The 15149-nt window shown below is 67.1% G+C and carries 14 protein-coding genes and 1 pseudogene; 10 read left to right on the forward strand and 5 right to left on the reverse strand.

The features are described 5' to 3' along the window. Positions 1 to 416: 416 nt before the first annotated feature. The 3 genes and pseudogenes from MJ797_RS02960 to MJ797_RS02970 all read left to right on the forward strand — a co-directional run. Positions 417 to 1433 (forward strand): annotated as a pseudogene (locus tag MJ797_RS02960) (PP2C family serine/threonine-protein phosphatase); the annotation flags it as partial. A 10-nt stretch (positions 1434 to 1443) separates the two neighbouring features. Next, a complete protein-coding gene (locus MJ797_RS26910) occupies positions 1444 to 1728 on the forward strand; it encodes a hypothetical protein (protein WP_255738206.1) in 285 nt (94 codons plus the stop codon). Positions 1729 to 1891: 163 nt separating this feature from the next. Continuing rightward, positions 1892 to 3055: an FHA domain-containing protein gene (locus tag MJ797_RS02970; RefSeq protein WP_239331582.1), complete on the forward strand. Its 1164-nt coding sequence runs from the start codon at positions 1892 to 1894 to the stop codon at positions 3053 to 3055. A 77-nt stretch (positions 3056 to 3132) separates the two neighbouring features. On the opposite strand, the gene cysS is transcribed toward MJ797_RS02970, so the two are convergent. The 5 genes from cysS to MJ797_RS02995 form a co-directional block, all read right to left on the reverse strand. Further along, positions 3133 to 4665, reverse strand: coding sequence for a cysteine--tRNA ligase (gene cysS, locus MJ797_RS02975; RefSeq protein ID WP_239331584.1), 1533 nt, complete (start codon positions 4663 to 4665; stop codon positions 3133 to 3135). Between the two features lie 183 nt (positions 4666 to 4848). Continuing rightward, positions 4849 to 5244 (reverse strand): PPOX class F420-dependent oxidoreductase, encoded by a 396-nt coding sequence (locus tag MJ797_RS02980; RefSeq protein ID WP_239331586.1) that lies wholly within the window; start codon positions 5242 to 5244, stop codon positions 4849 to 4851. 111 nt (positions 5245 to 5355) lie between these two features. After that, positions 5356 to 5838 (reverse strand): 2-C-methyl-D-erythritol 2,4-cyclodiphosphate synthase, encoded by a 483-nt coding sequence (gene ispF / locus MJ797_RS02985; protein WP_239331588.1) that lies wholly within the window; start codon positions 5836 to 5838, stop codon positions 5356 to 5358. A gap of 226 nt (positions 5839 to 6064) precedes the next feature. Next, positions 6065 to 6751, reverse strand: a complete 687-nt coding sequence (ispD, locus tag MJ797_RS02990; RefSeq protein ID WP_239331590.1) for a 2-C-methyl-D-erythritol 4-phosphate cytidylyltransferase — start codon at positions 6749 to 6751, stop codon at positions 6065 to 6067. A gap of 58 nt (positions 6752 to 6809) precedes the next feature. After that, the gene (locus tag MJ797_RS02995; protein ID WP_239311227.1) at positions 6810 to 7292 is read right to left on the reverse strand and encodes a CarD family transcriptional regulator; all 483 of its coding nucleotides are present in this window, start codon (positions 7290 to 7292) and stop codon (positions 6810 to 6812) included. Positions 7293 to 7712: 420 nt separating this feature from the next. Here MJ797_RS02995 and MJ797_RS03000 point away from each other — a divergent pair, with 420 nt between their 5' ends. The 7 genes from MJ797_RS03000 (at position 7713) to MJ797_RS03030 (ending at position 15082) form a co-directional block, all read left to right on the forward strand. Next, on the forward strand, positions 7713 to 8555 hold the full coding sequence (locus MJ797_RS03000; protein WP_239331592.1) for a hypothetical protein: 843 nt from the start codon (positions 7713 to 7715) through the stop codon (positions 8553 to 8555). A gap of 221 nt (positions 8556 to 8776) precedes the next feature. Beyond that, positions 8777 to 9394 carry a copper chaperone PCu(A)C gene (locus tag MJ797_RS03005; RefSeq protein ID WP_239331594.1) on the forward strand — a complete coding sequence of 206 codons (618 nt, stop codon included), beginning with the start codon at positions 8777 to 8779 and terminating at the stop codon, positions 9392 to 9394. A gap of 171 nt (positions 9395 to 9565) precedes the next feature. Continuing rightward, the gene (radA, locus tag MJ797_RS03010; protein ID WP_239331596.1) at positions 9566 to 11014 is read left to right on the forward strand and encodes a DNA repair protein RadA; all 1449 of its coding nucleotides are present in this window, start codon (positions 9566 to 9568) and stop codon (positions 11012 to 11014) included. 126 nt (positions 11015 to 11140) lie between these two features. Continuing rightward, the gene (gene disA, locus MJ797_RS03015; RefSeq protein ID WP_239331598.1) at positions 11141 to 12220 is read left to right on the forward strand and encodes a DNA integrity scanning diadenylate cyclase DisA; all 1080 of its coding nucleotides are present in this window, start codon (positions 11141 to 11143) and stop codon (positions 12218 to 12220) included. A 211-nt stretch (positions 12221 to 12431) separates the two neighbouring features. Further along, positions 12432 to 13367 (forward strand): A/G-specific adenine glycosylase, encoded by a 936-nt coding sequence (locus MJ797_RS03020; RefSeq protein WP_239331600.1) that lies wholly within the window; start codon positions 12432 to 12434, stop codon positions 13365 to 13367. A gap of 522 nt (positions 13368 to 13889) precedes the next feature. Then, positions 13890 to 14159, forward strand: a complete 270-nt coding sequence (locus MJ797_RS03025) for a hypothetical protein (RefSeq protein ID WP_239331602.1) — start codon at positions 13890 to 13892, stop codon at positions 14157 to 14159. A gap of 368 nt (positions 14160 to 14527) precedes the next feature. After that, a complete protein-coding gene (locus tag MJ797_RS03030) occupies positions 14528 to 15082 on the forward strand; it encodes a DUF3618 domain-containing protein (RefSeq protein WP_239331604.1) in 555 nt (184 codons plus the stop codon). The last annotated feature ends 67 nt before the right edge of the window (positions 15083 to 15149 follow it).

Genomic DNA, 15149 nt, shown 5'->3' on the forward strand with positions numbered 1-15149 from the left:
AGCCCTGTTGCCGGGTGCTCTAAGCCATACGGGGCCGCCAAGATGTCCGCCGCCGAAGGGATCCTGATCGAAATGATCGACCAGACCCCGGCACGATTCCCGCCGATCAGCGGTTCACCGACAGGCCGCGTGGCATGACCACAGAATTTGATCATCCGTACGCCGGGGACGAAGAGGTACGGAACCGACCAGAACGGGGGCCTTGCCCGGTGTGCACGAACCCGGCCTACTCGGATGACCACCGCTGCGAAACATGCGGCATGCCGCCGCGGGCCGAGATGCCGCCGGAGACAGGTGACGCAGATCACCGAGAGATCGACCTTGGCCTCATCGCCGGCGTCTGTGACCGGGGAGTCCGACATACCACCAATGAGGACGCCATGGGTATCGCCATGGTCGGCTCCACCCTGATCGCCGTCGTCTGCGACGGTGTGTCGAGCACACCCGGGTCAGGACCCGCGGCGCGAGCCGCGGCCGCGGCCGCGACCGCGGTCCTCGCCGAAGCGGTCCGCGGCTCGTCCGCCACGCGCGGTCAGCCGGGCGAGGCGACCCGTCCCGCGGTGGCGGAACCCTGGTTGCCGGGTCCGCTGGCATCGGGGCCGGCGGGCGCCGGCTCAGGACCGGTGGTTCTCCCGGGGTCCGGCGAACGCGGCATCGCCTGTCTCAGGTCGCCGGATGAAGATCCGGACCACCGGGATCCAGCCAGGATGGCCGGGATGGCCGGCTACGCAGACATCAGCGGGGAGGACGACGAGCCCGGCTACCGCGATCCCTACGGCGGTCTCGAGTCCGACGGTCTTCAGTGGCCGGCCTCGGACATTCCAACGACGCCGCCTACCGCGGTCACGAACGATTTTCCCCGGTACGTCTTCTCCCCGGACGATGCCCAGAACGCGATCCACGCCGCTGTCGCGGCCGCGCAGGCGGCCGTCACCCGGGCGCCGGTCATCGATGGACGCATCGCACCGTCGTGCACGTTTGCCGCAGCTGTCATCACCCGTACCAGCGATGGCGGCGGCAGCGTCACCGTGGGCTGGATCGGGGACAGCCGGGTATACCTGCTCAGCCCACATCGGTTCGAACGGCTGAGTGAGGACGACACCTGGGCGGCGGAGGCCGCACGCGCGGGGCTGATCCCCGCCTCGGCGGTCGAGACCGACCGCCGAGCCCATACGCTTACCCGCTGGCTCGGCGCCGACGCCGGGGACGTGACCGCACATGTCCGTGTGGTTCCCCTGTCGTTGCCCGCCACGGTGCTGGTGTGTACGGACGGGTTGTGGAACTACCTGTCCCGGCCCGAGGACATGGCGGCGGTGGTCGGCGAACTCGCGCCAACTACCGCCGCGATCACGGTTGGCCGCCACCTCACCAAGCACGCCATTGACCGCGGCGGCCACGACAACATCACCGTTGTGGCCGCACGCATCGACACGACACCTCCCAGTGACCAATCCGGCGGAAGAGAGCCAGGCCGAACCCGCCCAGCTCCACCGTGAAGAATTCCGGGCCCGGTGTGCGGGTGACGACGGAGCCGCTACCATCAAACGTGGCCAAAACGCACAGCTTGCCCATCAGTCCGACAACGAGGCCACATACCGTCTACTTCGGAACATGGTCAGCATCAAGGGCCCGAGCACAGGTACGGTTCGACTGAAACGGAACGTCGACACCATTGACGAAATGGTCCTTGACCCGCAGCTGACCAGGACCGTCAGGGTAAACAGGTGATCAGGTGAGTGCACGCTGCCCAGACGGGCACCTGTCGCTAGCTCCCGACTACTGCGATCAATGCGGTATGCGGATTGTAGCCGGCCAGGAGCCCTACGTCCTCCCATCGGAAGACGAAACCGGGTCGGGTCGCCAGCGACCGCGGCAGCCGGAACAGTCCGCCGTGGACTCATACGGTCGGCGGCCGGTGGACCCGTCCGGGGCGGGGCGAGCCAGGGTTGACCCGGCTGATCCGCTTGGTATCCGCCGCCCACCGGATACCAAGCGGGTTGGTACGTCCCGGCCGTTCCCAGACCATGGCGCGCCGTCAGATGCCGAGTCATACGCTCAGGACGGCTACCCACCGAACGGGTATCCGCCCGATGGCTACCCGCCGGAGGGCTACCCAGCCGACCGGTACGACCCCAACGGCTATTCCTCGGACGGGTACGCCCCCGCCGCGGAAAACTACCCACGGGACGGGTATACGCCGGACGGCTACGGCCGGGATGCCTACCCGCCGGGCGGGTACTCCCCCGGTGGCTATGACGCGAGCGGCTACCAGGCAGCTCCCTACCGCGACCCCCGCGACGACCCACGCCGCGACCCACGTGACGAACCGCGCAGAGGCGAGCCATGGGGGTATGACAGGAACCGCGCCGACCCGTACGCACCCAGCCACCCCGCTCCCAGCGGCGGGGATGATCCGTTCGGTCTGGACCGTGCGAGCGCCGTTCCACGCGGCCCGATAACAGCACCGCCCGACTACCACCGCCCACGTCCCAACCAGCATGTGCCCGCACGACCACCGTCCCGAGAGGCCGGCGACGGCTATGACGCCGCCTGCCCGAGCTGTCACAATCCGCACGAGCCGGGTACGCGGTTCTGCGAGGTGTGCGGATTCGATCTGGTCCTGCGGGAACGCCCCGGCACACCGGACCGGGGAGCGGTGCAGACCGGCTGGGACGTGCTTGTCGAAGCCGAGCGCGAGTACTACGACAGTGGCGATGACCACCGTGTCCCGTTCCCCACGGTCTACCCACGGCGGGTCTTCACCCTCAGCGGCCCCCGGCTGCTGATCGGGCGACGCAGCGAGTCCCGCGGCATCCATCCGGAGATCGACCTGTCCGGCACACCGGAGGATCCGGGTATCTCCCGCGCGCACGCCATGCTCCAGCTGATGGCGGACGGTGGGTACGCCGTACTCGACCCTGGATCGACGAACGGTACCCGGATCAACGACGAACCGAATCCGATCCCGCCCGGCCAGCCGGTACCGCTGCGCAACGGCGACCGAGTCTACCTCGGCGCCTGGACGCGGATCACGATCCGCATGCTCGCTCGATAGCCGCTTCCGGGCTCTGCCCCAGCCGCCGACGGCGCAATCATCGTGCTTCTTCCGGTGCCGTCGGCGGGAGCGCTGGCTCACGCCAGATGCCAGCGTTGCCCCTCCGGAGTGTCCTCAACCACTATGCCCCCAGCCGCGAGCCGGGCTCGGATCCCATCCGCCTCGGCGTAGTCCCGCCGGGCACGCGCGGCCGACCGCAGATCGAGGACAATCTCCATGACCCCGTCCAGCGCAGGTCGCAGTTCGGAACCGGCCGTGGGCCACTGCCCGATCGGATCAAGCCCAAGGACCGCGAGCATCCGGCGCACGACGTCGACCCAGCCGGCAAGCTCCCGGCTTCGCGTCTTGGACAGCACCTGGTTCCCGCGCCCGACAGCGCCGAACAGGACCGCCAGCGCCCGGGAGACCGCGAGGTCGTCGTCGAGCGCAACCGCGAAGGCACGCCAGGCCTGCGCCGGGTTCCCAACCATGGCCGCGTCCACCGGAGCGCCCCCGGCCGCGGTGTCGGCCGCCAGCGGCCCGGCATGACCATCAAGCACGCGCTGTGCCCCGACGGCGCATTCAGCCGCAAGTGCCGCGGCCTCGTCGGGCCCACCCAGGATGTCCAGGGCATTGCGAACAAAGGTCTCGACCCGGTCATGGGCCGCGGCCGACTCGGCCAGCCCTTCCTGGCCGTATTCCAGCGATGAGCGATAGTGCGCGCCGAGCAGGTGGTAACGCAGCACCTGCGGTCTGACCTGGTCAAGCGCATCGGCGACCAGAAACGAGTTGCCCAGTGACTTCGACATCTTGGTACCGCGGGTCGTCAGCAGGCCGACATGCATCCAGTAACGGGCCATCTCAGCTGTGCCGGCCACGGCAGGCTGCCGGCCCGTGCCCATGGCGCAGACCGACTGGGCGCGCTCATTTTCGTGGTGCGGAAAGACGAGGTCAAGACCGCCACCGTGGATGTCGAAAATCTCGCCGAGATACTTGCCCGCCATGGCTGAGCACTCGATATGCCAACCTGGACGGCCTCGCCCCCAGGGTGACTCCCAGAACGGCTCACCCGGCTTCGCGCCCTTCCAGAGCGCGAAGTCACGAGGGTCGGCCTTCCCTGATTCACTCTCCGATGACGCCTGCATGGCGTCCGGACGTTGATTCGACAACTGTCCATAACCGGCGAAGCGAGCGACCCGGAACCAGACCGACCCGGCGCTCACGTAAGCGCAGCCGACATCCAACAGTCTGGCGATGAGCGCCAGCATCTCCGGGATATGGCCGGTCGCCCGAGGCTGAATCGTGGCCGGCAGCACACCGAGAACACGGTATGCGTCATCGAAGGCCCGCGTCTGGCGGGTGGCGAGCTCCCACACGCTCTCGCCGGCCCGGTCCGCGTTAACTATGATCTTGTCATCGATGTCAGTGATGTTCTGGACAAAGGTCACATCAAGCCCGGACGCGGTGAGCCAGCGGCGCAGTACATCGAAGGCGACCGCGGTACGTACATGCCCGACATGCGGCGCGGACTGGACGGTGGGCCCACAGACGTACACGCCCACATGACCGGGGTGCAACGGCTCAAACGGCCGTATGCGCCGGGTGCGCGTGTCGTAGATGTGGAGTCCCATCCGTCAAGCGTACGGCGCGACTCCCGTTCGTACGTCCGCACCCCCGATCAAAAACCCGGCTTGGCTTCGTACACAGCCCAAAACAATTTGTGACAAACAACACATCAATGCGCAAGTGATCCACCACGGAGCAGCACGGAGCACCGCGAGAGCCGAAGCTCCCGGCGCCTCGACATGGAAGTCTCACCCGGTGGTGAGCAGCCGCTCAGGGGTTACGCGAATGACCACCCGGACCGCGTCCGGCCCGTCCCACTGATAGGTCTCGTCACCGGTGTATTTCACCGCGAGTGCGTCGATAAGCTCGCGACCGCCCTCTTCGGTCAGGGTTGCCCGGCCGCGGATCTCGACGTATCCGTAGGGGTCCCGCTGGTCGAGAAACATGATCCCCACCCGCGGATCTCGCGCGATATCACGCTCCTTGGCGCGGCCCCGGACCGTGGACAACAGCAAGTCATCGCCATCGCGTGCGACCCACAGCACTGTCATCCGCGGAGACCCGTCGGGACGGATCGTTGCGAGCGTCACGTAGATCGCGATATCCGCAAGATCCTTGACCTTTTCGGGTAGATATAGCGACATCAAGCTCCTCCGCCGGGTCCCGTCGCGTTCTCAGCCTCTCATTCGCGGTGGCAGTCAGCAGCTCTCATGCCAACCAGGCATGATCAACCTCGTGGATGGGACACGCACTGATCAGCCGCGGGCAACCAATGCGGTGGCGATCGCCGCAAGACCTTCACCGCGCCCAGTAAACCCAAGGCCGTCAGTGGTGGTTGCGGACAGGCTCACCGGCGCGCCGACCGCGGCCGTCAGGGTTTCCTCGGCCTCGGCGCGCCGTGCGGCCATCCGGGGCCGGTTCCCCACGATCTGCACGGCGACGTTCCCGATCGTCCAGCCCGCCTCAGCCAGCAACCTCGCCGTTTCGGTGAGCAGGGTGACCCCCGCCGCCCCGGCCCATTCCGGCCGGCCGGTGCCGAAGATCGAACCTAGATCGCCGAGTCCGGACGCGGTCAACAACGCGTCACAGGACGCGTGTGCCGCGACATCACCATCCGAATGCCCGGCAAGGCCGGTTTCGTCCGGCCAGAAAATACCCGCCACCCAGCACGGGCGGCCGGCCGCGAACGGGTGGACGTCCACGCCGACACCCACCCGGGGAAGTCCGGGCAGCGACAACTTCCTCACCTCACAGGAACAACATCAGCGCCCTCGTGCGGCGCGCTGGCCGCGGCTGCGCACCGGCAGGCAGCGCCACGCTGGTCGGGCGGTACGGAACCCCGAATCCGGCCAGAACCCCGGGGCATACAACTATGATCTTTTTCGCGCGCCCAGAGCCACGGGGATCAGTCGGCCAAAAATCAAGTGACTATGTCTCTTTCCGTGCACCCAGCGGCCCGAGGGTCTAGTCACGACGCGCAAGCAGCGCCTCGGCAAAAAGCAGATCGACCGGTCGGGTCACCTTGAAAGCCTCCTGGGCACCGGGAACGGTCGTCACGGGGACGCCGAGCGCCTCAACCAGCCCGGCATCGTCCGTAATCGCCACCCCGTCCGCTGCTGTCCCGCCGAACCGATAGGCCTCGTCCAGCACATCCCTACGGAATCCCTGCGGTGTCTGCACAGCGCGCAGAACATCACGCGGAAGCGTCCGCGTAACCCGGCCCGCTCCATCAACCTGCTTGATCGTATCATTTATCGCGAGTACGGGGATCACTGCTGGCGCCCCACTCAGCACCGCGGCGGCGACCGCGTCAACAAGCGCGGGGGGCGTCAATGGACGAGCCGCGTCGTGCACCAAGACCACCCCCACCGTCTCATCAAGAACGGAGATGGCTGCCCGCACGGAATCGATGCGCTCCGCGCCACCGGCAATCACATGTACGTCAGGCCCAAGCAGGGCGACAAATGTTTCCAGCTCCGTGGCCGGCGCGGCGACGACCACCTGGTTCACCAAGGTCGCGGACATCAGTGAATCGACCGCATGCTGCACGAGGGAACGACCGGCCAATCCACGAAGTGCCTTGGGTACGGCACCGCCAAGACGTTCGCCGCGGCCAGCTGCCGGAACGACCGCGGCTACACGGTCAGACATACGCATTACGTGTCAAAAGGACTGGGGACGTCTGGATATCCGCGTTACCTGCCGCCGGCTAACCTGCCAAGACCTCGTCGAGCATGGCCTCGGCTTTGTCCTCATTTGTGCCTTCCGCGAGTGCGAGCTCACTGACCAAGATTTGTCGCGCTTTGCTCAGCATGCGCTTCTCACCTGCGGACAGCCCCCTTTCGCGATCACGACGCCAGAGGTCGCGAACCACCTCGGCAACCTTGTTCACATCGCCGGACGCGAGCTTTTCAAGATTTGCCTTGTACCGCCGTGACCAGTTGGTTGGCTCCTCGGTGTGCGGAGCCCGTAGAACCTCGAATACGCGCTCGAGACCGTCCTGACCGACCACGTCACGGACGCCGACCATCGCAACGTTGTCCGCTGGGACGCGCACGGTCAGGTCACCCTGAGCAACCTTGAGTACGAGATAGAGCCTTTCCTCGCCCTTGATGACGCGTGTTTCAATCGCGTCGATGAGAGCAGCACCATGATGTGGGTAAACAACGGTCTCGCCGACTTGGAACGCCATGTGTCAAGTGCCCCTTCCGCCTTCACCAGAGTAACACGCATGCATCGACCCAGGTCAGACGCATGCTTGTAAGGCAGGCCGTGGCTGGCCCGCCTAGGCGCCTCGGTGACGTGCCGCCAACGGGTCCGCGACGCTCCGGACCAGGCGAAACAGGCAAAGGCCGCCGACACGGGCAGCCTGCCCAGATGTCCTTACTGTGCCTCTCGCTACCCCCATGACGCCGATGACCCACGTGGACCGCCGGCAGCGCCGTGCTGCCGTGGCGTACGGCTGCCGTTCCACCACGCCCGATCCATGACTTCTCACCCAAGCTCGCGCGGACCTTCGTCCACGCGGAAGGAACCACGATCGCGCGACCTTTGGTCACTAGTCTTCCTATACCACCCGGCAGATGGGCCGTCCATCGGCCACGATGGACGGGTGCACCTCACACCGCCGCCGCCCGCCGCCGGGGACGACGAGGGCAACGGGCCCGGCCGTGATGACCGTCATCCCCGCCCCCGGAACGGGCACCGTGACGACGTCCCAGGCGACGTCCCAGGCGATGTCCCGGACGACATCCACATCCCGGACGACATCAGCGAGCTGGCCGACGACGTCGCCGCTTACCACGCCGAACTACAGTCGCTGCGGCGCCGGGAGCTCATCAGCAAGATCCTTCCAGGCCTGCGCCCCGCACCGGCCGACCGACCGGCTCACCGGTCACGCCCCACCCCAAGTGTGATCATCGCGGTACTTCTCATAATCATCAGCGCGCTCGGCGCCATGGTGCCGCTCGTCCTCGCTCATCCGCGCCCGCCCGCGCCCGCCCGCCCGCTCCCGCTCGCGGCCACAACTGCGCAGCTGGGTGCCGTCGGAAGCGTGCTGCCCGACATCACGCTCCGCGCCGCGCACGGGTCGCGCGTCGCTTCCGATCTTCGACCGGCGCTGATCGTGCTGCTGCCAACGGCCTGCGACTGCGCAAAAGCCGTCCACGACATCGTGGGCCAAGCCCATGAGGGCAATCCGGTGCCGACCTATCTGCTCGCCCCGGAAGCGGACAGCCCAGCTCTGAATGAGCTCACCCGCGCGCCCGAGGCCGCGGGCGGGCGTGCCCTCGGCTTCGGCGACCCGGACGGATCCCTTGCCCGCCTGGTCGGTGCGGATCCCCAACAGCCGACGCTGCTCCTTGTCGCCGCGGACGGCCGGCTGGTACAGCCACCTCGCGTCTTCGCTCCCGGCGACCGCCTGGAGGGCTGGCTCGGAGCCCTTCCGCTCCGCTGACCGAGCACCACCAGGTGATCATTATCACGGACCACCGGCCGCCACGCGCAGAGTCCGGGCCCGTGCCGCCGCCGCTGCACTAGGCTGTGCTCCGCGGTCGAACCCGTCGGGTATGTGAGTCTTCGGGTGGAGCCAGCCACAAGCCGTCCGCCAGTCCGGCGGCAGGGTCAATCAGTACCGACAAGATGACCGTCGGTACCGCACGGAGGAGCAGCCGAGCCGTGAGCCACCGTCCGGGTGTGCGTACCGCGACCGTCTCGCTGTTCGCCGCCGCATCGCTGATCGGCACGGTCGCACTGACGTCGTGTGCGGCAGGTAATGACGCGGTGACGGCGCAGGCGCGCACGACGACGAACACAGTCTCCGGTGCCATCGGCACCATCTCGTTGCGTAATGTCTACGTGGCCGGACCAGCGGCCTCAGGCGAGAAGGCCCAGGTCGTGTCCGCGTTCTTCAACGGCGGAGCCGAGGACGACCAGATCGTTCAGGTCGCGTCGCCGGCTGCGAAAGGCGGCCAGGCCCCGAAGAGAGCCGTCCTCGAACCAGGCGGTAGCAACATCTATATCGCCGACGGTAATGCTCCCACGCTGACCGGGCTGAACCGCGACCTGCTCGTCGGGCAGGCGATCGCGGTCACGTTCACCTTTGCCAAGGCCGGCAGCATCACCCTCGCCGTCCCGGTGGAACCACCCGCTCCGGGAGCGTCCGCAGCGCCAGCGACATCGCTCCCGACGCCGTCCGCGCGATCGGTGACCAGCAGTCCGACCGCTTCCGTTCCCGCTTCCGCAACCAGTAGCCCGACCGCCGGCACGACACACCCGGCCGGCGCCACCGGCTGATCGTCTGGCAGCCGGAGAACACGCGATCGGCCACTGGCCAGCGCCGTTCGGTCACCGCCGACGATGCCGGTCCGGCCGACGTCGGCCGACTGACATCGGTCGGCAGCCTGACAGGGCGGCTCGGCAACTGCCCCATGGTGGTTGTCGGACCGCCCCGATACGGTGCGGGCCATGTCATCCCGGCCTCCCGTTCCCCGCCCGAACACATCGGGCACGTCCAGCTCCCGAGCGGCATCGGGCGGTTTCCGGTGCAGTGGGTGCGGTACGGAGTCGGTCAAATGGGTAGGCCGGTGCCCACGCTGCAACGCCTGGGGGACAATCGAGGCCCAGGCTCCCGCGGTCCGCTCAACCCATCGGTCGGGCGGGCGTGGCCTCGCCCGGGTGACCGCGACGATCACGGCCCCCGCGTGCCCCATGTCCGCGGTTGACATCACGACGGCTCACAGCCGGCCCACCGGGGTCACCGAACTCGATCGAGTACTCGGTGGCGGCCTCGTTCCCGGAGCGGTCGTCCTGCTGGCCGGGGAGCCGGGTGTCGGTAAGTCCACGTTGCTGCTTGAGGTCGCGGCGCGCAGTGCCGCATCGGGCGCTCGGGCGCTCGTGGTCACCGGCGAGGAGTCAACGGCTCAGGTCCGGCTGCGTGCCGGGCGGACGGGAGCGGTACACCCCGATCTGTGGGTCGCCGCGGAGACCGACCTGGAGGCTCTGCTCACCCACGTCGACGAAGTTCGTCCCGAACTTCTGGTCGTCGACTCGGTACAGACCATCACCACCGCCACCGCTGAAGGGGCAGCCGGCGGGGTCACCCAGGTCCGCGAAGTCACCGCGGCACTGATCCGCGCGGCAAAGGCACTGAACATGGCATGTGTGATCGTCGGCCACGTGACCAAGGATGGCGCGGTCGCCGGACCGCGGCTGCTGGAGCACCTGGTTGATGTCGTTCTGCACTTCGAAGGCGAGCGACACTCGTCACTACGCCTGGTCCGGGCGAGCAAGAACCGTTTCGGCCCCTCCGACGAGGTCGGCTGCTTCGAGATGGGCGACGGTGGCATCCGCGGCATCGCGGATCCGAGCGGGCTGTTCCTGTCCCGCTGGCATGACGGCGGACCCGTGGACGGCGTCGCCGGCACCTGCGTGACGGTCACGGTCGAAGGCCGCCGTCCGCTGGTTGCTGAGGTACAGACGCTGGTGGCAAGCTGCACGGCGGCGGTGCCGCGACGAGCCGTTTCCGGGCTGGACTCGGCCAGGGTCGCGATGATACTCGCTGTCGTTGAGCGCCGTGGCCGGCTCCAACTTGGCAGATCGGACGTGTACGCGGCTACCGTCGGTGGGGTCCGGCTAGCCGAGCCGGCCGCCGATCTCGCCGTCGCGCTGGCCACGATCAGCAGCGTTGAGGACCGCCCCATTCCCGCGAACCTCATCGCCGTCGGCGAGGTGGGCCTGGCCGGCGAGGTCCGGTCGGTGGGCGCGGTCCGCCGGCGTCTGACGGCCGCGTCCCGGCTCGGTTTCCGATGGGCGCTCGTCCCCCCGGACGCGGGTCCGGCGCCCGAGGGCATGACAACGATCGAAGTGTGCGACCTGAACAGCGCAATACAGCATATGTATGGTGATAATAAATGAAAATCACAGTGACCAAAAATTTAACTACAAAATCATATTCAACTACAATGCCATGGGAACGGCATGGCAAAGCAGCCCGCCCGATACCATCACCACGGCGGAACGCCGAGATACCGAGGGAGCCAGATGGCAGGACCACCCGGGGATGACACCTTCCGGGCGACACTGGCCGCTGTCGCCCCAGGAACCCCATTCCGGGATGGGCTTGAGCGCATCCTCCGCGGCCATACCGGCGGCCTGATCGTTCTTGGGCACGACAAGGCGGTCGAGGGCATCTGTACCGGTGGCTTCGAGCTCGACGTCGAGTTCTCCGCCACCCGGTTGCGCGAGCTCGCGAAGATGGACGGCGCGATCGTCCTGTCGTCGGACCTGCAACGAATCGTACGGGCAGCCGTGCACCTGGTGCCTGACCCGACCATCTTCACCGAGGAGTCCGGTACCCGGCACCGCACGGCCGAACGGGTGGCCAAGCAGAGCGGGTATCCGGTGATCTCGGTCAGTCAGTCGATGCGGATCATCGCACTGTATGTGGCCAGCCGGCGCTACGTCCTCGATGACTCAGCCGCCATCCTGTCCCGGGCCAACCAGGCACTGGCGACTCTGGAACGCTACAAGATGCGGCTGGACGAGGTTGCCGGCACGCTGTCCGCCCTGGAAATCGAAGATCTCGTCACCGTCCGCGACGCGATATCTGTCAGCCAACGTCTGGAAATGGTTCGGCGGATCGCCGATGAGATCGAAGGCTACGTCGTCGAACTCGGTACCGACGGCCGGCTGCTGTCCCTCCAGCTCGAGGAGCTGATGGCAGGGGTGGAAACCGAACGGGAACTCACCGTCCGCGATTATCTGCCCTCCGGAGGCAAGGTGGGCACCGCCGCCGAGATTCTCGCCCGGCTCTCCGCGATGTCACCGACCGATTTGTTGGATCTGACCGTGCTCGCCCGCACGCTCGGCTTCCCTGGGGGCGCGGATGTACTCGACGGCCAGATCAGTCCCCGCGGCTATCGGATGCTGGCCAAGGTGCCACGACTGCCCCGGACGGTCGTGGACCGGCTCGTCGACCACTTCGGCACCCTGCAGAAACTGCTTGCGGCCGGCGTGGACGACCTGCAGACCGTCGAGGGTATCGGCGCCGCGCGCGCCAGAGCCGTTCGTGAGGGGCTGTCCAGGCTCGCCGAGTCCAGCATCCTCGAGCGCTACGTCTAACCCCAAATTTCCGCTTCGCGAAAATTTGGGGACCCCTGACTCGAGGGCAACCTCCATCTGAGGTTAACGATCTCCCACCGGAGATCGTTAACGGAACTCACAACACCCCACCCACAACCGCTCCGCGAAAATTTGGGGACCCACACCTCATGAAGCGCCGGGCCCCGGGGGTGGCTGATCATCGAAACGAGCTCATGCCAGGATGGTGGTGATGACATCCTTCACAGTCGGTTCCCATGTCCCGGAAACAGCAGCCGCACCGCCCGCGCTCGCGGACGCCGTCCTTGACTGGTACAGCGTGTGCGCCCGGGATCTTCCCTGGCGAGACCCGCGAGTGAGCCCGTGGGCGGTCCTCGTCAGCGAGATTATGCTTCAGCAGACACCGGTGAACCGGGTCCTGCCCGTGTGGCGCGCATGGACCGACCGCTGGCCGGCCGCGTCCGCGCTTGCCGCCGAGCCAGCCGGCGAGGCCGTACGGATGTGGGGGCGGCTCGGCTACCCGCGGCGGGCGTTGCGACTGCATCAGACCGCCGTCGCCATCACGGAACTACACGGTGGAGCAATCCCCAACAGCGTGAACGAACTACTGCGGCTGCCAGGAGTCGGTACCTACACCGCTCGGGCAGTTGCCGCGTTCGCCTTCCAGCAGCGCCACGCTGTGATCGATGTCAATGTCCGGCGGTTTGTCAGCCGTGCGGTCGGTGGCCACGATGACCAGCGGACGGCGACATCACGCCGGGACCTGCAACTGGTCGAGTCGCTCCTGCCTGTCGACCCGCGGATGGCAGCCCGGGCCAGTGCGGCGTTCATGGAACTCGGCGCGCTGGTCTGTACCGCGCGGACGCCCCACTGTGCTGCCTGCCCGGTGGCGGAAGAATGCGGATGGCATCAGGCGGGCAACCCGCCCGCGGATTCCCCGCCCCGGCGTCCGCAGGGCTATGCCGGGACCGACCGACAGGTACGCGGACGCCTGCTCGCGGTGCTGCGCGAGGCGCCAGGGCCGGTACACCGCGGGCTCCTCGACGCGGTGTGGGACGAGCCGGTACAACGCGAGCGGGCGCTGAGCGGACTGCTGGACGACGGTCTCGCGATCCTGATCGCGCCAGGTGTGTACGCGCTGCCCGGACATCCCGCGATCGATTCCTGAGCTATCTGCGCACCGAGATACCTGCGCACGCGGCTCGAAGGGAACACCGAAACCACCGTCGGGCTGGGGCACGCGCCGCACCGCATCGCGACGCATCCACCTGGCATCCAGGCATGCCCCGAACACTTCCGGCGGCAGCCACTTGGCCAAGAAAAGCAATAAATAAATCAGCTTGGCTGCAAAAGAAGCTGACGACCAAATATTGCGGGGGGCGGAAAATACCCCTACCCCTGACCGCACCGGTCGCCAGATATTTGCTATAAAGCAATATCGATGCTGTCGCATGCTCGAAAACCCTCTGGGATGCCGATGGTTATTTGATCGCGGAGTCACAGTACGGACACGAAGTGATCTTACAGGCATGCTTCACGTCACCCACGGCCCATGGCGGCGGGCGGTGGGTAGGAAAGGGCGCCAATGCGACAACGTGGAGCTGCCGTGAACGGCTCGCCAAAAGGACCACATAGTCGGCCGCAAACGCATCGATCAAAGTTGCTAGGTTCTCATCGAGGAGGCCCGAAAATGGACACCGACGGCGACCTTGTACCCGAACCCCGAGGCGTACCCAACACCACACCGACCTCACTTGCCGAGGTAGTGACCGTCCAACACGGCCCGGTCGTCGAGCATGAGCTCGTCCTCGCGGCCGGTGCCACCGCGGCCGACCTGACCGCGGCCATGATCCTGGTACCGGCGCAGGCCGCCCTGATCAGCTTCCACGGGGACGTCGACCTGTCGCTGATCTTTCGCGAAATGCCAGGCGACAGTGGCACCACGCCATACCCGGCCTGACCCCGGCGGCGCTCCGCTCACAGCGGCGATCCTCCGTTGCGACCGTCAGAGGCGGAGAAAACGGGATCTGGTGCTGATCTTTTAATCGGACCGGCCCGCCGGTGATCAATTGTTGGTGTCCGGCCACGATGATCGGCCTGGTGCGACCTCCCTGTGGCCCGCGGCCTTGCCGGCAACCACCTGGACGCGGCTCCCTGATCGAACGACGGCTTCCGAAACACGCCGTACCGGTTAGCCGCGTCATTCCAGGGTAATCCGAAGATCAGGATTATCACAACCAAGGGCCACTCCGATGGACGTTGATCCGGTCAAAGATCTGTCGGACGGTCCCTCACCGGCCTGTGCCCAAGGATGCTGGGAGGACGCTCGTGGACGAGAATCCAAATTCGATCAATACTGACATCGAGGCAACCAGAACACGGCTTGCCGAAGAGCTCACCGCGCTGTCCGAGAAGATGAGTCCCACAAAGGTGGCGGGACGCACCGTCGAGGATGCCAAGATCGCCATAGCCCATACCTGGGAACGGGTGGCCACCGGCGCGGCAGACGCCCGGGTGCGGCTTGCCGGGGCAACCGAGGACCTCGCTCCCAGGGCCTCGGCGACAGCCCAGAAGGCGAAGGACAGCGCGGGCCGGGCGGTGCACCGGGTCGGGCAAAATCCGCACCTTGCGGGAAACGCGCAACATGTGAGGGACGCCGCCAGCCAGACGGCGGCGAAGGTCAGCCACAACCCGCGCGTGACCGCAACAGCCGAGAAGGTGCGGGAATCCACAGTCCGCCCCGCGCGGACCATGCAGGCCGTGCGCCAGCAAGCCGTCAACAACCCCCGCGCCGCCCGTGCCACGGCAGCCGCCGTGACCGGCGTAGCGATGGCAGCCGTGCTGGTCGTCATCGTCCGCGGCAGACGCCGCGCTCGGCGATAGCGCCCCGATGGCGTAGGCCGCTGGCAGAAGAGGATGCCACCGGCCTACGTCGGCGGACGGCGGTTGT

Origin of the sequence: Protofrankia sp. CiP3, from assembly GCF_917627345.1 — a bacterium.
Lineage (GTDB): Bacteria > Actinomycetota > Actinomycetes > Frankiales > Frankiaceae > Protofrankia.